Source organism: Paenibacillus sp. GM2FR (assembly GCF_002803325.1).
Taxonomy (GTDB): Bacteria; Bacillota; Bacilli; order Paenibacillales; family Paenibacillaceae; genus Paenibacillus_AQ; species Paenibacillus_AQ lautus.
The window spans coordinates 4,066,687-4,083,647 of record NZ_MKZM01000008.1 but is presented as its reverse complement, the minus strand read 5'-3'; the positions used below and the strand labels follow the sequence as shown (position 1 = coordinate 4,083,647).

General features: G+C 49.9%; 16 protein-coding genes. 9 read left to right on the top strand and 7 right to left on the bottom strand.

The features are described 5' to 3' along the window. Window positions 1–46 precede the first annotated feature (46 nt). Both PAEVO_RS18495 and fabV read left to right on the top strand, forming a co-directional pair. Complete coding sequence (locus tag PAEVO_RS18495; protein ID WP_100538867.1) at window positions 47–796, top strand: SDR family NAD(P)-dependent oxidoreductase; 750 nt, start codon at window positions 47–49, stop codon at window positions 794–796. 223 nt (window positions 797–1,019) lie between these two features. After that, complete coding sequence (fabV, locus tag PAEVO_RS18490) at window positions 1,020–2,210, top strand: enoyl-ACP reductase FabV (RefSeq protein ID WP_100538866.1); 1,191 nt, start codon at window positions 1,020–1,022, stop codon at window positions 2,208–2,210. 91 nt (window positions 2,211–2,301) lie between these two features. Here fabV and PAEVO_RS18485 read toward each other — a convergent pair whose 3' ends face one another. Beyond that, the gene (locus PAEVO_RS18485) at window positions 2,302–2,994 is read right to left on the bottom strand and encodes a GyrI-like domain-containing protein (protein ID WP_100538865.1); all 693 of its coding nucleotides are present in this window, start codon (window positions 2,992–2,994) and stop codon (window positions 2,302–2,304) included. Window positions 2,995–3,088: 94 nt separating this feature from the next. On the opposite strand from PAEVO_RS18485, the gene PAEVO_RS18480 reads away from it, so the two are divergent. Beyond that, on the top strand, window positions 3,089–3,580 hold the full coding sequence (locus PAEVO_RS18480) for a GyrI-like domain-containing protein (protein WP_100538864.1): 492 nt from the start codon (window positions 3,089–3,091) through the stop codon (window positions 3,578–3,580). Window positions 3,581–3,696: 116 nt separating this feature from the next. Here PAEVO_RS18480 and PAEVO_RS18475 read toward each other — a convergent pair whose 3' ends face one another. Both PAEVO_RS18475 and PAEVO_RS18470 read right to left on the bottom strand, forming a co-directional pair. Beyond that, window positions 3,697–4,551, bottom strand: a complete 855-nt coding sequence (locus PAEVO_RS18475) for an AraC family transcriptional regulator (protein ID WP_100538863.1) — start codon at window positions 4,549–4,551, stop codon at window positions 3,697–3,699. 130 nt (window positions 4,552–4,681) lie between these two features. Then, the gene (locus PAEVO_RS18470) at window positions 4,682–5,794 is read right to left on the bottom strand and encodes a DUF3626 domain-containing protein (RefSeq protein ID WP_100539507.1); all 1,113 of its coding nucleotides are present in this window, start codon (window positions 5,792–5,794) and stop codon (window positions 4,682–4,684) included. Between the two features lie 226 nt (window positions 5,795–6,020). On the opposite strand from PAEVO_RS18470, the gene PAEVO_RS18465 reads away from it, so the two are divergent. Further along, window positions 6,021–6,782, top strand: a complete 762-nt coding sequence (locus PAEVO_RS18465; protein WP_100538862.1) for an SDR family NAD(P)-dependent oxidoreductase — start codon at window positions 6,021–6,023, stop codon at window positions 6,780–6,782. 264 nt (window positions 6,783–7,046) lie between these two features. Here the strand turns inward: PAEVO_RS18465 and PAEVO_RS18460 are convergent, their stop codons facing one another. Beyond that, the gene (locus PAEVO_RS18460) at window positions 7,047–7,778 is read right to left on the bottom strand and encodes an MORN repeat-containing protein (protein ID WP_100538861.1); all 732 of its coding nucleotides are present in this window, start codon (window positions 7,776–7,778) and stop codon (window positions 7,047–7,049) included. 169 nt (window positions 7,779–7,947) lie between these two features. Here PAEVO_RS18460 and PAEVO_RS18455 point away from each other — a divergent pair, with 169 nt between their 5' ends. Continuing rightward, window positions 7,948–9,009, top strand: a complete 1,062-nt coding sequence (locus tag PAEVO_RS18455; RefSeq protein WP_100538860.1) for a suppressor of fused domain protein — start codon at window positions 7,948–7,950, stop codon at window positions 9,007–9,009. 151 nt (window positions 9,010–9,160) lie between these two features. Beyond that, window positions 9,161–10,144, top strand: a complete 984-nt coding sequence (locus PAEVO_RS18450; RefSeq protein ID WP_100538859.1) for a diaminopimelate dehydrogenase — start codon at window positions 9,161–9,163, stop codon at window positions 10,142–10,144. A 51-nt stretch (window positions 10,145–10,195) separates the two neighbouring features. Here the strand turns inward: PAEVO_RS18450 and gdhA are convergent, their stop codons facing one another. Both gdhA and PAEVO_RS18440 read right to left on the bottom strand, forming a co-directional pair. Beyond that, window positions 10,196–11,575 (bottom strand): NADP-specific glutamate dehydrogenase, encoded by a 1,380-nt coding sequence (gene gdhA, locus PAEVO_RS18445; protein WP_100538858.1) that lies wholly within the window; start codon window positions 11,573–11,575, stop codon window positions 10,196–10,198. A 481-nt stretch (window positions 11,576–12,056) separates the two neighbouring features. Then, on the bottom strand, window positions 12,057–12,893 hold the full coding sequence (locus PAEVO_RS18440; protein ID WP_100538857.1) for a YitT family protein: 837 nt from the start codon (window positions 12,891–12,893) through the stop codon (window positions 12,057–12,059). 246 nt (window positions 12,894–13,139) lie between these two features. Here PAEVO_RS18440 and PAEVO_RS18435 point away from each other — a divergent pair, with 246 nt between their 5' ends. Beyond that, a complete protein-coding gene (locus PAEVO_RS18435; protein WP_100538856.1) occupies window positions 13,140–13,904 on the top strand; it encodes an SDR family oxidoreductase in 765 nt (254 codons plus the stop codon). Between the two features lie 218 nt (window positions 13,905–14,122). Then, entirely contained in the window at window positions 14,123–14,659 is a 537-nt protein-coding gene (locus PAEVO_RS18430; protein WP_100539506.1) for an SMI1/KNR4 family protein, read from the top strand. Between the two features lie 95 nt (window positions 14,660–14,754). Here the strand turns inward: PAEVO_RS18430 and PAEVO_RS18425 are convergent, their stop codons facing one another. Then, window positions 14,755–15,093 carry a VOC family protein gene (locus tag PAEVO_RS18425; RefSeq protein ID WP_100538855.1) on the bottom strand — a complete coding sequence of 113 codons (339 nt, stop codon included), beginning with the start codon at window positions 15,091–15,093 and terminating at the stop codon, window positions 14,755–14,757. A 582-nt stretch (window positions 15,094–15,675) separates the two neighbouring features. Between PAEVO_RS18425 and PAEVO_RS18420 the strand changes: the two genes are divergently transcribed. Next, a complete protein-coding gene (locus PAEVO_RS18420; RefSeq protein ID WP_100538854.1) occupies window positions 15,676–16,863 on the top strand; it encodes a multidrug effflux MFS transporter in 1,188 nt (395 codons plus the stop codon). Window positions 16,864–16,961: the final 98 nt, after the last annotated feature.

The following is a 16,961-nucleotide window of genomic DNA, read 5'->3' as shown; positions in this document are numbered from 1 at the left end:
CAATGTTCAAATAATAGCGCTATTTTACCCTAGGAGGTCATTGATAATGTCAGAACAACGTGTAGCGGTAATTACCGGCGGAGCGAGCGGAATCGGTCGTCAGGTCTCCCTTAAATTTGCAAGAAAAGGCGATCGTGTCGTCGTTGCCGATTATAATGAGGCTGCCGGTCAAGAGACGGTGGACATGATCAAAAAAGAAGGCGGCGAAGCCACTTTCGTTCAAGTCGATGTTTCCAAACAAGAAAGCGTCGAGGCGCTTGTGGATAAAGCGGTTGAGCTTTACGGCCGCATCGATGTCATGCACAACAATGCGGGTATTGGCGGGGCTGGACCGGTTCTCGAGCAAAATATGGATCTCTACCATCGCACCATTAATGTGAATCAGCACGGGGTTGCTTACGGTATTATTGCGGCAGGCAGAAAGATGAAAGAGCTTGGTATTAAAGGCGTTATCATCAATACAGCATCCGTATTCGGATTCCTGGCTTCACCTGGCACATTTGCTTACCACGCTACAAAAGGCGCCGTCATCATGATGAGCAAATCGGCTGCGCTTGAACTGGCGCCATATGGCATTCGTGTCGTTGCCGTTGCTCCCGGAGCAGTGGATACACCGATTATCCAGGGCTATAAGGATTCAGGAATGCTGGATTCCATGAAAGCCAAAGTCATGGGCGGAGAATTAACACAGCCTGAAGTTGTAGCGGATACCGTGTATCTCGTGTCTCTGGATGAAGCTGCTGCGATTACAGGCAGCGTGGTCATGGCTGACCAAGGCTATGCTTCATTTAAATAATCCGTTAGGCATTTAATGGCAACGTATATAGAGCATTAAACATACAGAACCTCTCTTTGGAAGGAATGCAGGCTTAAGCCTCCATAACTACGAAGGGAGGTTTTCTTGGATTTCCTGTCAAAAGATTTCCTCTCTCCACAAAAAACAGGTAAAATAGAAAGGAAATTTAAAAGACCATACATATGGTGTCAGACGACGAGTACTGGAAGAGAGGTATATAAATATGATCATTAAACCTAGAACACGCGGATTTATTTGCACAACGTCCCATCCTGTAGGCTGCGAAGCCCAGGTGCAGGAGCAGATCGATTATGTGTTAAAACAGCCTGGAATCGAGGGGCCGCGCAATGTGCTGGTCATCGGCGCTTCCACCGGGTACGGCTTGTCGGCCAGAATTGCTGCCGCCTTCGGCTCCCGGGCAAATACTGTAGGTGTGTATCGTCCCAGCCAGGCAACCGAGAAGCGGACCGCTTCGGCAGGCTGGTATAATTCGGTCGCTTTCGAGAAGGCAGCGGAGGCCGCAGGCTTAAAGTCGTTCAGCGTGACGGGAGATGCTTTCACGCAAGAGACCAAAGCCAAGACGGTGGAGCTTATCCGCAAAGAGCTGGGACAGGTTGATCTCGTGGTGTACAGTGTTGCCTCGGCTCGCCGTACGCTGCCTGACACGGGCGAGACGGTCAGCTCCGTATTGAAGCCGATCGGACCAGCCTATACCAACAAGACGGTAAATTTCCATACGGGTGAAGTGACAGAGGTAACGATTGAGCCGGCCACGGAAGAGGAAGTAAAGAACACCGTTGAGGTGATGGGCGGCGATGATTGGGAACTATGGATGAATGAGCTGGCGGAAGGCGGCGTATTGGCTCCTAATGTGACCACGATTGCGTTCTCCTATATCGGCTCCGAGATTACCAAAGCCATTTATCGGGATGGATCCATTGGACAAGCCAAGGATCACCTGGAGGCAACCGCGCTGAAATTGAACGAGAAGCTTGCTGCCGGAGGCGGACGCGCTTATGTGACGGTCAGCAAAGCGTTAGTGACCCAATCCAGCTCGGCGATCCCGGTCGTTCCGCTGTACGTATCGGCGCTGTACAAAGTCATGAAGGAGAAGGGGCTGCACGAGGGCTGCATCGAGCAGATCTATCGTCTATTCTCCGATCGTCTCTATAAAGGGCAAGAAACGCCGGTGGATGAGAAGGGGCGCATCCGTATCGACGATTGGGAACTTCGTGATGACGTGCAAGCTGAGGTAGCCGAATTGTGGAGCAAGGTTACGAGCGAAAATATTGAAGAACTGACGGACCTTGCCGGTTACCGCCGCGAGTTCTTCCAGCTGTTCGGCTTTGAAACCGACGGCGTGGATTACGATGCGGATGTTAATCCTGTGGTCGATAATCCGAAAGCCATTTAACGAGCAAAAGCGAGTCCCGGACATGACCGGGGCTCGCTTTTTTTATATCATCTTGAATATACGCATCCGTATTGGCAAGTCCCTGATTCATTCAAGATAAAGGGATGTAGATTTGGGCTTTAGCGGCATGTACCGAGGTTCTCAGTTCCAGGCTGTAGAGCGCCGGGTTTGGCGTAAGACCCCGTTGCTTCAACTGCTGGATAACATAGGCATGAGACTGGTCGGTATCCTCCCGATCGGAATGTCCTTCATGGGTATACATGGCATATTCCTGTGTCGGCAAGGTTAAACCCACCATCCGCTCCGGCGTATCACCGATCGCCATCACCTCGATTCCGGCTACATAGTGGTAGATCTGCTGCCGGTTCAAAACAGCTGCAATATATAAGGGATTCGACGTTTTCTTGCGAATATAAGGAATTTCCTCCATGCGATCCTGGAGTTCCTGCCAGAGCTTTGGCTTGAGGGCTTGGGACATATAGTAGGCCGTAAAAGGAAGCTTCATCTCCAGGCCGACGATCAGGGTCTGCGGTTTGATGATCCGCTGAATGGATTCATTCGTCTGCGCGGACCGTTCTCTCTTTTGCCGCGATGTCAGAATGGAGTACCCGCCGTTTTTTCCCTCATTGGCATACAAAGGAACACCTAGACGAGACAGCTCATGAAGATAGCGGAGCATCGTACGGTACGAAACCGAGAATTCTTCGGCTAACTCGCCGACGGTGAAGTTTTGCCGTTCATACACCCGCTGCATGACCTTAAGGATCCGTTCGGTTTTGGGCATGTTTTCGCTCCTATGATTTTTTTATACTGTGACAGTTTCTGGCATAGTTCAAGTATATAATGAAACCAAATATATGATAAAGGAGCATTTACTAATGACAACCGATCAACGAAACGAAGCAGCGGTTACGAGTAAGGAAGCTTTTCAGGCGATGGGATTGAAATGGGAAGGCACATTTGCCGAGGCGGGTGCAGGCGGGATACGTGCGGTGCATCGGACCCTGCAAGAGCGGCTGGCGGAGATACCCCATGCCTTACATACCGACACGTTGCTGGGGCTATCTTACCATGCTGTTCCCGGCGGTGACGGATTTATCCATTACGCGGTTGTGGAAGTGGAACGGATCGACGCAGTTCCGGACGGGATGGTTACGATATCCGTTCCTGCTCTAACCTATGCCACTTGTACTCATCGGAAAGAGCAGAGCATCGATCAGTCCTATAACAATATCTATGCCTGGATCAAAGAACAAGGTTACTCGGAATATAACCCGGATCATTTAACGCATTTCGAAAAATATCCGATGAGTCAGGATCCTTATGCGGATGACCCCGAATTTATCATCATGATTCCCGTTCAGGTTTGAGAACATTTTGAAAGAAAATGGATAGGGGGTGCTCACCGCGCGGTGTCGATATGAAGCTCATGTTCATGGTCTTTGTAGCGGTGAGCGAAAAAAATCATCGCTTCAGCGGAAATGTACTATGCCTTTCTAATCACAGGAATCCACAATTCGTTCTTATACTCGTCCGGAGGAAGATAGCATTCGATGGCAGGAAGCGGCGCGAGATCATAAGCATGGGATGGTATCCACTCCGTATAGAGACGTTTCCACATCTCCGCAATGCCGCTCGGATCTCCTTCCAACTCGAAGACGGCCCAAGTGGCGGCAGGGAAATGTCGCTGCACCATCGGTTCCTGAGGCGTATCCTTGGATACGACGGACATGATGTAGTCAAAATGCTCATTCTTCCCATAGTCACCGTCTGCACAAACACCCAGTATTCCCCGGATCGGATGGTCCTGCACACGATAGTTCCATAGCTTCTCGAAAATGCCCTTCTCCTGGGCCTCCTTCCAGAGGCGGGGAACGTCTTCATAGGCACACTGCGTGCTTACCTGCTCCTTGAAACCGATAACGGAGAACTCCTTCATTTCTTCGATTCTGTAATTCATTTCGGCAGCTCCTCGCATTGAGAATTGAAAGGAGATGCGGGGATAGGCTTTCAGTTTGGTACCCGCCTGGCGTGCGGCCGTCGGCGTGGTGCCATGCATGTTCTGGAATGCACGCGCGAACGCCTCCGGGGAATCATAACCATATTTAAGCGCAAGGTCGATTACTTTGATTTCGCTGTTTTGCAGCTCGTAGGCGGCCAGTGTCAGCCGGCGTCTTCGTATGTATTCGGACAGCGAAACATCCGTAATGAACGGAAACATGCGCTGAAAATGATAGACGGAGCAGCAAGCGATCTGAGCAGCTTCAGCGTAATCGATCTCCTCGGTTATGTGCGCTTCTATATAGCCAATGGCCTCATTCATCCGCTTTACCCAATCCATCCGGTCATCATCCTTTCTAAGATCAATATATAAGAAGCTGCATCCAAAAGGCCTAGCCGTTGCTGCACGGATATCGCTAGCCCGGTTATTTTTAGCCAGACCATCATTCCAATTAGGCAAAAAATACAGCTTAGCGGTTTGGTGTATACGGATAGGAATGTCCATACTTTACGAGCACATGCCACAGCTGTTTGAGATGCTGGAAGGTTTCATCCAATGCTCCCCAGTCGCTCCACTCGATCGGATCATGGTGCAGTTGAGCAGCCGCTTTACCGATAATGACTGCATCCAGTTTGCCCAGTGAGCCTCCAAACCGTTGATCGATCCGCTTGGCGAGCGGCGGCATGGCAGGTCCCCGAAAATCATCCGGAACATCCTGTACGGCAAGGCAGAAGCCTGGATGCCAGGACAAGGTGAGGTTATACCGTTCACATAACGCATGGAGCAAGTGCCCGATCGGGGTGTCCCTATAGGACGGATCGGCCACCAGGGCCTCCACATCGCTGGACAAGTCGATGACACCATGGATCTGCGCTTCAATATAATCATCCAAGGAACGACCGAGAGGCCCGGAGAAACCGGTATGCGAAAAAGGCAGATGAAGAATGCGTTCCAGCATGGATGGAATGTCCACATTAGGGAAGCCCAGGGCCGCGCCAGTGGACTCGACTTGATGCAAGAGTGCAGCGAGAATCGAATTCCATTGACGGATGGTGCCCACAAATTCAGGACCTGCATGACTGTCTCCGAATGTAAAGGTGCAGCGGTTCAATATATTAGGGGAAAGCACCAAAAAACAGGAACCGAAGCGGGGCGACGCACCATCGGCATAATGCATGAGATTGAGTGCCCCGTATTTGGGCCGCTCGTCATTATGTACGCCGGGCTGCTGGTAGGCACCTCCAAACAGGAGCCGTTCCCATTGGTCGCGGTCGCCGCCCGGGTAGGCGGTTTTGCTTCCATTCGTCACGCTCGTGATGAACTGGTTATGATATATGCCTTCTGCCAAGAGGGATTCGATGACAGCGTGCCCGGTGGGCCGTATCCGATCCGGATGGAAATTCAACGTGACGCGGGCAGACTTTCCGATACTGGTTAACAGCGAGCCGACCGCCACGGAATCTTTTCCATGTTTCCGCAAGATTTGCTCCGTCATGTCCAAGGCAGCCATTCGTTGGCACGCCGCTGTGGATTCGACATGAAGAATCGCTTGTTGCTGCGCTTTAGATAACCGTTCGTTCATCATTGGATTTCCTCCATACTCTCCATACTAGACAACGATCGCTATAATCCTCATCATTTCTAGCCCACGAGTAGAAATTCCTCTATGGCTGCCGCAAATTAACGTACTTTAGGCCTTATTTGGATGGATTTATTGGGAGGGAAGAACTCGCAATGATTGCCGCTGACCAGCCATCATGCTTTAATGAAACTAACATAAACGTATATGAGGGATGGAGGTATTATATATGCAGCCTAATTTCAGCATTCAGGATAAAATCGCAATCGTGACAGGGGCCAGCAAAGGCATCGGTTATGGACTAGCCCAAGCGCTGGCAGCGGCAGGGGCCAAGGTTGCCGTCATGGCACGAAGCAAAGACTTGCTGGGTCCATTGGTTGAGAAAATCTCACAGGCAGGGGGTCAGGCCAAGGCCTATGAGCTGGACGTCCGGAATGTGGAGCAGATCCGAACCGTGTTCGGTCAGGTAGCCGAGGATTTCGGCCGGCTCGATATCGTGGTCAATAACGCGGGTCTGGGAGAGGGAATGCTCGCGGAAGACATCACGGAGGATTACTGGGATGAGATGATGGACGTGAATTTGAAGGGCGTATTTTTCTGCTGTCAGGCCGCCGGCCGCATCATGCTGGAACAGGGGGGCGGAAAAATCATTAACGTCAGCTCCCAGGTGAGTGTCGTTGGGATTACGGAAGGGGCTGCCTATTGTGCCTCCAAAGGCGGCGTGAATCAGCTGACGAAGGTGCTGGCGCTGGAGTGGTCCAGTCGTGGCGTGAACATCAATGCCGTCGGTCCTACGTTCATCCATACGCCGGGAACAGCCGAGCGATTGGACTCACCCGATTTCCGCGACGGCGTACTGGCACGGATCCCGGCAGGGCGGATCGGCACCATTGGCGATGTGGCTGGAGCCGTTATTTATCTCGCCTCCCCGGCATCCGATCTCGTGACAGGCACTTTGCTGCTTGTGGATGGCGGTTGGACAGCACAATAAGGCTGTGTTCGTAGAGATACAATCCGTCGATCGAGGCCAAGACGATGCAAACCCGTCAGCGGCGAATCGATAAAACAATCACGATGCTGAACGAGGGACGCTCACAGTAGAGATGGTCTGGATAATGGAAAAAAGAGCAGGGTAACACGGGGCGCTTAAAAAGCGGCCTCTTTTTTTATGTAAAGGATCAATTAGCTGACCAAAAAAGAACCCGGTCTTGCTATAGGCAAGTTACCGGGTTCTTTGACGATGGTATGGGCCGGGTTATTTTAACGGAACTTGCTTGGACAATGCTTCGAATTGCTGCAGATGTGGAGCAACCTTGGCTTGAATGTTCTGGAAATATCGGAGCGCGGCGTCGTTTTGACCCTGTTCAGCCGCCGAATTGGCCGGGAAGATCGAATAATTATGGTTGACGGAACCGTTCTTGTATTGAGCGCTGAACATTGTTCCGTTGGCCCAGTTTTTTTTCATGTTTTGATTGGTGCCCATAACCACGAGCAGTTCCTTGCCTTTCTTGTAGGTAAAGCTGTAGTCGGGATCCGCGACGGCATGAATGACATCGTATCCGCTGTGGAAGACGCCTGCCTGGAATGTCCCTTTCTGGATCTGATTCCATCGGACGGACCCGTCGGGCAATGTTACCTTATGCGTCAGGGTGCCTTCGCCATCCATTTTGTCGTTGTTCCAGCGGCCGGTGTATACCACCTTATGTGCTTCGCCGTCGACTTGGTATTCGTTGATGTATTTACCGTTTCCGGTGCGCTTCCCGTTAACGAAATCGCCGGAATATTGCTTGCCATTTCCCCACTTGATCGTGCCGCGTCCATTGGGCTGGCCGTTAGCCGTTTCACCGTAATAGGACGTCCGCTCGGAGATCTGTATCCATTCCTTGGCGGAGGCCGCATCGACGGAAACCGGCAGCGAGGCAAAAGAAGAGGCCATAAGCGAAGCTGAAAGTGTTAAGGTTACTGATAATGCCGTTATTTTTTTCATGAACATGTAGGCTCCTTTGTTGATATGGTTCTATTATACACTTCGCGGGTTACTTCAACATTCCTCTCTATGTCCTATATAATGAAGCGGAAGAGAATGGTGATTAGGGCACGGCCTACACGGATACGGTTTTATTTTTGAATGCAAATGATAACGGAGGGAACAGGATATGACACATGAAGAAAACGCCACAGGCTGGGACGCGATTGACGAGCAGCTGCTGAAGCTGTACGGGGAGCAGGAGCCGAAACATTACGGGGCTCTAATTCCCTATGCTCTGGGAGGACCCGATCCGCTGAATGGAATCAGCGCTTATACGTCGAATGCCCCGAGTCCGCATTGGCATATGGTCACTTATGGTTTTAGCGAGCTGTATGACAAGGAATCGGACAATCTGGAGGAGAGCGGTTACGGATTCGAATTGACGTTCAGGCTGGCTAAGCAGGAGGATGAGGAAGATCCGCCGACGTGGGCGCTAAATCTGCTTCAGAACATGGGGAGATACGTGTTTAACAGCGGGAATGTTTTTCGCTCGGGGGATTATTTGGATGCCAATGGGCCGATCTGCCTGGGTGCCGATACGCAATTGACCGCACTCTCCTTTACCCTGGATCCCGAGCTGCCGGAGATGGATACACCGAATGGTCGGGTCGAATTCCTGCAGATGGTTGGCATCACACGTGAAGAACTCGAGGCGATGCAGACATGGAATACGCTGGGCGTATTACAAGCTTGTGCGGAGTATATGCCGCAATACATAACGGATCTGGATCGGGAATCGCTGCTGAAGGTACCTTCGATTTCGGAAGCCGTTGACCGAGGGACAAAACAAGAGGGCTCGAACACCGGATTTCTCTACGTGAGCCAGCTGGCTTTTGAACCGGGGAAGAAGGGGTGGTTAAGTAAAACCCCGGCTACATTACAAATAGGCGCCAAGCAGGCCGAAATTATCGGGAAGCTGCTGCAGGGCCGAATTCTGAAGGATAAGAAACTGAGCCTTGTCGGTTCGGACGTTCGGGTCGTATTTGAGCCGGGGGAGGAGAGTCGCTGGACTGCGGAGGATGGAGATGTTACCCTGGTTTTGGACGATCGGACCGCGGGTGAATTTTCAAGTCGATTGCTGCCAAAGGTCAGCACCTTCGAGCTTTCGGGCCTGCAAGGAATCCGGATTGAAGTTCTGAAGACGGAAATCAAGGATCAAGAAGGAAATGTTGTTCAAGTTATCGGATAGACAGGTATAAAAATGGAACAAAAACAAATAGAAAGAATTTCCTGTCCATATAAAATAGTTTACAATTTGAGTGATGTCTATATACTTATACTTTAAAGCGGTACATAAACATCATGCCACAGGAAATGGTTCTGACAAAGGGAGGATTACATTGAAAGCATCTATTAAAGTAGGGATCGTAGGTTATGGAAATTTGGGCAAAGGCGTACAGAAAGCAATCGGGCAAAATCCGGATCTGGAGCTGGTAGCCATCTTCACGCGCAGAGACCCGCAGCAAATGCCAGCCAATTCCGGTGCTCGCTTCGAGCATATATCAGCGGCAGAGCAATATATCGGTAAGATTGACGTTATGATTCTGTGCGGCGGTTCGGCTACGGATTTGCCTGAGCAAACGCCACAGCTTGCCAGCATGTTCAATACAGTAGACAGCTTTGACACACACGCGAAAATCCCTGAGTTTTTCGAGGAAGTCAACAAAGCGGCGTTGGGCGGAGGCCATGTCAGTGTCATTTCGACAGGTTGGGATCCGGGCTTGTTCTCCATGAACCGTCTGCTTGCCGAAGCGATTTTGCCGGAAGGAAAAGATTATACCTTCTGGGGCAAAGGCGTGAGCCAGGGCCACTCGGATGCCATCCGTCGTGTTCCCGGGGTGAAGGCAGGCGTTCAATATACGGTTCCAGTAGAAGAGGTTATCAACCAAATCCGTGCTGGTGAAACACCGGAGCTTGCCACACGCGAGAAGCACCGGAGAGATTGCTTCGTTGTAGCGGAAGAAGGCGCGGACCAAGAGCAAATCCGTCAAACGATTGTGTCGATGCCTAACTATTTTTCCGATTACGATACAACCGTAACGTTCATTACGCAAGAAGAGCTTGAGGCTGAACATGCAGGTATGCCTCATGGCGGATTTGTTATTCGCAGCGGCGTTACCGGAAGCGGAAATAAACAAATTGTTGAATTTGGCCTGAAGCTCGACAGCAACCCGGAATTTACGGCCAGTGTGCTGGTATCATATGCAAGAGCTGCCCATCGTTTGAGCAGAGAGGGACAGCAAGGCGCCAAGACGGTGTTTGATATCCCGCTGGGATACTTATCGCCAAAATCGGCTGAAGAGCTCCGTAGCGAGCTTCTATAAGCTGCAAGAAGCCCTGCCGCATATGCGGCAGGGCTTCTTTTTTTTTCTTATTTATACGATACCTTGTGCGATCATGGCATCGGCCACTTTGATAAAACCTGCGATATTGGCACCAGCCACAAGATTGCCGGCTACGCCATACTCCTCTGCAGCATCTACGGCACTGCTGTAGATGTTTTTCATGATCTGATGCAGCTTCGCATCCACCTCTTCAAAGGTCCATGACATTCTCATGCTGTTCTGGCTCATCTCCAGCGCGGATACGGCAACCCCGCCCGCATTGGCAGCTTTAGCCGGTCCGAACAGCACGCCGCTGCTGATGAACTGCTCAATCGCTTCCAGCGTGGAAGGCATATTGGCTCCCTCACCGATGGCTTTTACACCATTCAAGATGAGTGTTTTCGCTGCTTCTTCATCCAGCTCATTCTGCGTGGCGCAAGGCAGTGCGATATCGCATGGAATATTCCAGATGCCCGTGCAGCCTTCGGTATATTCGGCATGCGGGTGAATCTTAACGTATTCGCTGATCCGCAGGCGATCCCGTTCCTTCAGCAGCTTGACGGTTTCGAGGTTAATTCCGTCCGGATCATACAGATATCCGTTGGAATCACTGCAGGCGATGACGTGTGCACCGAGCTGCTGTGCTTTTTCAATCGCGTAGATGGAGACGTTGCCCGAGCCGGACACAACCACGCGGCTGTCTTTGAAGCTAAGGCCTTGCGAAGCCAGCATCTCCTGTACGAAGTAAACGCAGCCGTAGCCGGTTGCTTCCGTACGTGCCAAGCTTCCGCCATAGATGACGCCTTTGCCTGTCAGCACGCCAGCCTCATGCCCTCCGCGGATCCGCTTGTATTGGCCGAACATATAACCGATCTCGCGAGCGCCAACGCCGATATCGCCGGCAGGCACATCGGAATCAGGTCCGATATGGCGGTACAGCTCGGTCATAAAGCTCTGGGTAAAACGCATGACTTCCTGATCGGATTTGCCTTTCGGATCGAAATCCGAACCGCCCTTGCCGCCGCCGATGGGCTGGCCCGTGAGCGCATTTTTGAAGATTTGTTCAAAGCCGAGGAATTTGACGATGCCGGCATAAACCGAAGGATGGAACCGGATCCCGCCTTTGTACGGACCCAGAGCGCTGTTAAACTGGACGCGGAACCCGCGGTTTACTTGGGTTTTGCCTTGATCATCCACCCATGGTATACGGAAGGTGATCATTCGTTCAGGCTCGACAAGGCGCTCCAGAATACCATGTTCCCGATATTTCGGATGCTGGGCTAAAACAGGGACGAGGGAATCTACAAATTCCCGGACGGCTTGATGAAATTCTTGCTCGTGCGGATCTCGGGCCACCACTTGGTTATAGATGGATTCCACATAGTCTTTCGCGGCAGTAAGGGGTGAAGAAACAGAAATATTCGTAGTCACTTTTGCGATGCACTCCTTCAAATCGTTAAAGTAGAATTGCGTGATAAATCGTCGGTTTTGCTGAAAAGAAAGCCTGTCTCGGACAATTTGTACTAAAACATTAAAAGTTTGCACTCAGCATTTTTAAGTTAAAAAGAATTGTATAGAATCTTGCCTCGTATTACCAATAAAATGTTTTTTGCGAACTCATTAAATATTTCTATAAAGTTGTCATTTGGTGTAAGTTAATAAGCTATAACCCTGTGTTTCGTGTAGCGAAAATGCAAAAAATAATCCGAATTTGTCATGGAAAAATACAAATAAAAGGAACTTTGGCTTCAACCTTTTCGGCCTATTTAGCATCTGAGGTCATGGAAAAATTGGGATATTATTACAGATTCTTAAGGCGTAAAAAAGTTATCGGCAGCGATGCTGAAAAAAAGATCGAAACCTGCCCGAAGGCTGTTTCGATCTTTTTTTCATACTAAGGATAAGTCCGGTCTTATTTCGAAATATCAATAAATCCTTCGCCAAACACGTCGCGTACGTCATGGATCGTGACAAACGCATTTTTGTCCTCGGCCCGGACGATTTTCTTGAGCATGGAGACTTCCTGTTTACTGATGACGATGTAAAGAACATCTTTGGTCTGGCCGGTGTAGTATCCATAACCCCGGAGCACGGTCACCCCGCGGTCCATAATCTCCGTAACCCGAATCGCAATGCGGTCATGATGAGTCGAGATGATGGTAACGGCCTTTTTCGGATTCAAGCCTTCAATAATGAACTCCATCGCCTTGGTACCGATATAGAGGATGACCACGGTGAACATCACCTTCTCGATCCCGATCACAAAAACGGACAGTCCCGCCACGATCAGGTCAAAGAACAACAGGGCATAACTGATATTCCAATCCCAATATTTATTCGCCAGGCGGGCCAATATCACCGTACCTGCCGTTGTCCCGCCCACCCGGACGATGAGTCCAATCCCGACGCCGGCAAACAGTCCGGCAAATATGGCATTGATCACCGGCTCATCCGAAGCGATGCGCCAGTTCTCCGTCAAATGAAGGAACAGAGAGTGAAAGGCAACAACGATAATGGTATAGACCGTCGTTTTTTTATCGAGAAGCTTGTAGCCGACAATTAGCAAAATCCCGTTAATCACGATGCCGACCAACGCCGGGGACCATTTCAGCACATAATACAGAATGATGGATATCCCGGTAACGCCGCCTTCGCCAAAATCGTTGGGAATGACGAATAAATTGACGGCCAGCGCAAAAATAAATGCCCCGATGAGCAGCATGATCATATCAAACGCTCTTTTTTTCATACGATATACCTCCATGACTTTCAACAAGCTCACAAAAAAAGCGACTAAAGGAAAAAATCATCCTTTAATCGCTTTATGCAAACACAGGTTGCGCAGCTCTTTTGATATTCTCATTATAATAATCATTACATGGAATGTAAATGATTTTTAATTCACTGTGAGTAGTCGAATAGGAGCGCAATATTTCGAAATGGGGCCTGTGATAAAACTAAAAGTGAAAGAAGAAGAGGAGGAGATGATGAGACCATGAATACATTGAATGGGAAGGTTGCCTTGGTTACGGGCTCCAGCCGAGGCATTGGACGTGCCATCGCGATACGATTGGCGAAGGAAGGAGCGTTGGTAGCCGTTCACTATGGCAAGAACCATGAGGCCGCGGAAGAGGTCGTCAGCGAGATAACACAGGCCGGAGGAGCAGCTTTCTTGGTAGGGGCGGATCTGGCCTCCTCGGATGGAATAAGTGCCCTGTACGGGTCGCTGGATGAGATGTTGAGAGCACGAACCGGTGACACATATTTGGATATTCTGGTCAACAACGCAGGGATCGGTTTAGTGGAAACCATCGAGGAGACCACGGAGGGAAGCTTTGATGAAGTGATGCGAATGAACGTGAAGTCGCCATTCTTCATGATTCAGCAGGCTCTCCCGCGCCTTCGAGACGATGGGCGCATTATCAATCTATCTTCTGCGGTAACCCGAATCTCCTTGCCCAATATTCCAGCGTATACAATGACGAAGGGGGCCATCAATTCGCTGACCCTCTCCCTGTCGAGCCAATTGGGTTCACGCGGGATCACGATCAATGCGATACAGCCCGGCTTCGTTGCTACCGACATGAATGCCGCCATGCTTCAGGACCCAGCCTCTTTCCAGTTCGGAGCCGGCTATTCGATCTTCGGCAGATGGGGTGAGCCTGGGGATATCGCTGATATTGCAGCATTTCTGGCTTCTCCGGACAGCCGCTGGATCACCGGTCAATGCATCGATGCCAGTGGAGGATCCCATCTGTAATGACTACTTTTATCGAGGCGGTCCGGTTCACGCATGGCTGCTTTGATATCTTCAAAGACCGTGCGCTTGTGCACGGTCTTTGTTGTTTAGTACAAGTCATAGATCGAAGGACCCAAGGAATTCCTTACATCGATGGTACGATCCCTTTTTTCCAATTTTTCTTTTATAATGTTGGAGAAGTTCCAAGGCAGGAAGTACCAGGATGGAGGAAGGCCAAGATGTGGAATATCGATTTTGAGCATCAGTATGACAAACGTTCCGGTGCGACCGGTGAACAAATGGCACGTTTTGTTAAGGAGTGGAATACGGAGCTGTCTACGCAAGAAATGGAGGATATTAAGGGAAGACAAGTGAATCCTTTTCACAAATCGTCGCCCTTTTACGATCAATATACGCCGCTCGATCCTGCAGGCTGGAAGCTGCCTCAGAGGGATCTCCCTGCAAGCTACGTGGATTTAATGAAGTACTCCAACGGCGGGGAATTTCAACAGGGAGAACGTTATTTCCAGTTCTTTAACACGGAGGATCTGAGGGAGATGAACCTGGCTTATGAGCTGCCGGAGTATATGCCGAATGCGGTATCGTTTGCCATGGATGGAAGAGGAAATCATTATATGTTCGATATGAGGGAAGAGCCGGTAAACGGTGAATATCCGATTCTGTTCGCGCATTCCGGCAGCTTGGGCTATGAGGACTGCGAGCGGGTTACCGATTCTTTTCTTGCGTTATGTACGGAGACATGGGAGCTTTATTAAGCCTGACATAACAGAAGAGCCCACGCGCCATGCGTGGGCTTTTGCGTTTAGCGGACGAGGAATGGCGCTGTCCCATGTAACGATAACGATGATGATTAAGCCAGTACTTCAACAGTAAAACCGCCCGGAGCTTTAACGTAGAAGGTCCATCCGTGGGCTCTTCGGGGCTCTGTGACATCGAAGCCGTCAACGCTTAGGCGCTGATGAATCTCATTTACCTTCGCTTCGCTTTCCTGAATAAAGCCAATATGAAACGTCTTGGGATAGTTAACCTCGGTACCCCGCATTAAGGTCAGCACCATCCCTTGCTCGTCAAACAGCGCTGCAAATGACTGACCACGCTCGCCTCCGATTTTGAGTCCGAAATAGGTTTGCAAAAATTCCTTGGCGGCGGTTACATCGGTTACGGTGAGATTAAGATGGTTCATTATCATATCGTAAACACTTCCTTCCTATGGAATGTGATTCTTCATTCAAGCGTAGCACATTGAAGCAAGAGGAGATCTTATGCAGGTTTAGGGCAGGAATGGGCGGCAAAACCCGTCAGATAAGTCGAATGTTTTAGATAAGGCTTTGTTTTTATATGATCGAAAAAAAGCTTCCGCAACGGATTATCATCACAGATGAGCGGAGCATCTGGTATAAAAACATCACATTAATTGATAATGATTATCATAATCAAGTGGGTGGAATGGCTCTCTAAGAAGAATTGATACATAACAAAGGTGCTCTCCTGAGTCTTGTCATACAAGATGAAGGTAGAGCGCCTTGTTTTTTTATGTGATCCTATTCTTGAACCTCCTGGCCCAAAGTATAAAGCCCCCTGTGGGAGACGAATTAAGAACGTATTTTGCTAAATAATCTGCTATACTACTCAGTAGACTTACCCCCTTATTCAGAAAAAAAGGTGAATTTTCATGCTTTCATTTACTAGACTAACCAAATGCAAACCCCCGATCCCGTAATTTCTTTGCCAGCCAACTTGAGATTTTTGAATGATAAGGGGGATGTTAGCTGTGCAAAGAAAAATCTCAAATCCATCCATCTGGTTATTAATTATCCTTGTGGGTTTCCCGCAAATTAGTGAAACGATATATACACCCTCATTACCGGACATTGCCCATCAATTGGGAGCAAGCAACAATGCCATCCAACTGACGCTCAGCATTTACTTCCTGGGTTTTGCCTTCGGGGTGTTTTGCTGGGGAAGGCTCTCGGATTCCATCGGACGTCGTCCTGCCATGCTGTGGGGCATCCTGGTTTATGGAATAGGCAGCTTGGGCTGCTACCTATCCGGTTCGGCCGAATGGTTATTGGTGAGCCGATTCATTCAGGCTTTCGGTGCCAGCACCGGCTCGGTTGTCACCCAAACCATTTTGCGTGAGAGCATCGATGGAGCCAAGCGTCATGCGGTGTTTGCCCAGATTTCGGCAGCGCTTGCGTTTACGCCCGCTATTGGGCCGCTCATTGGCGGATGGGTGGATCAATCTCTTGGTTTCAGGGCGGTGTTCTTGACGCTGGTTTTGATGAGCGCCGCTATTTTGGCGTGTACCTGGACTTCTCTGCCTGAAACCAGGGTCAAGGCTGTCTCGAAGATGAACACCCTCTCCGTGGCCAAGCGCCTGGTCTCCGACCGCAGAATATGGGGATTCGGTTTTCTCATTGGAGCCACCAACGGCATATTGTTCAGTTACTATGCGGAGGCTCCGTTTATTTTTATTGAATTTTTTCAGATGAGTCCCGGCGGGTTTGGTTTCTTTGGTATCTTTGTTGCGACGTCATCCATCCTGGGTGCGATGCTGTCGAAGAAACTGCTGACCCGGCTCCAGGCTGAGCGCATTATCGTGATCGGCACGATCATTACGATGCTGGGTGCCCTTTGCCTTACCGTTCTTGCTGTAAGCGAAATGAGCACTACTATAATAGACATGGTGTTCATGGTAGCGTGTATTTTTATTCTTTTGCTCGGCATCGGAATGGCGATTCCGAATTGCCTTAGTTTGGCGCTGAACCAATATGGAGATGTGCTCGGAACGGCAGGAGCGATCTTCGGATTGGGTTATTACGTTGTCGTCAGCCTGATTACCAGCGGCATGAGTCTCCTTCACAATGGCTCGTTAATCGTGATGCCCTTGTATTTTCTTGGTCTTGCGGTAGTCATGGTCTGCGTGAGCAAGAAGCTTGCTGGATATGCGCGGAGGTAGTCCGGCATTTTGTTTAAGTTTCATATAGGATTGAAAAGAAGCTGTCCCCTTTCTAGCAGGAGGGGCAGCTTCTTCTTGTTCCACTGGATTAAGTCTCC

Bases quoted from the DNA above. Each gene is read 5' to 3' on its own strand.
- PAEVO_RS18475 (WP_100538863.1), bottom strand. From the start codon at position 4,551: ATGGATTGGGTAAAGCGGATGAATGAGGCCATTGGCTATATAGAAGCG.
- PAEVO_RS18480 (WP_100538864.1), top strand. From the start codon at position 3,089: ATGACAACCGATCAACGAAACGAAGCAGCGGTTACGAGTAAGGAAGCT.
- PAEVO_RS18470 (WP_100539507.1), bottom strand. From the start codon at position 5,794: ATGAACGAACGGTTATCTAAAGCGCAGCAACAAGCGATTCTTCATGTC.
- PAEVO_RS18430 (WP_100539506.1), top strand. From the start codon at position 14,123: ATGTGGAATATCGATTTTGAGCATCAGTATGACAAACGTTCCGGTGCG.
- PAEVO_RS18495 (WP_100538867.1), top strand. From the start codon at position 47: ATGTCAGAACAACGTGTAGCGGTAATTACCGGCGGAGCGAGCGGAATC.
- PAEVO_RS18425 (WP_100538855.1), bottom strand. From the start codon at position 15,093: ATGATAATGAACCATCTTAATCTCACCGTAACCGATGTAACCGCCGCC.
- PAEVO_RS18440 (WP_100538857.1), bottom strand. From the start codon at position 12,893: ATGAAAAAAAGAGCGTTTGATATGATCATGCTGCTCATCGGGGCATTT.
- fabV (WP_100538866.1), top strand. From the start codon at position 1,020: ATGATCATTAAACCTAGAACACGCGGATTTATTTGCACAACGTCCCAT.
- PAEVO_RS18460 (WP_100538861.1), bottom strand. From the start codon at position 7,778: ATGAAAAAAATAACGGCATTATCAGTAACCTTAACACTTTCAGCTTCG.
- PAEVO_RS18485 (WP_100538865.1), bottom strand. From the start codon at position 2,994: ATGCCCAAAACCGAACGGATCCTTAAGGTCATGCAGCGGGTGTATGAA.
- PAEVO_RS18455 (WP_100538860.1), top strand. From the start codon at position 7,948: ATGACACATGAAGAAAACGCCACAGGCTGGGACGCGATTGACGAGCAG.
- PAEVO_RS18465 (WP_100538862.1), top strand. From the start codon at position 6,021: ATGCAGCCTAATTTCAGCATTCAGGATAAAATCGCAATCGTGACAGGG.
- PAEVO_RS18435 (WP_100538856.1), top strand. From the start codon at position 13,140: ATGAATACATTGAATGGGAAGGTTGCCTTGGTTACGGGCTCCAGCCGA.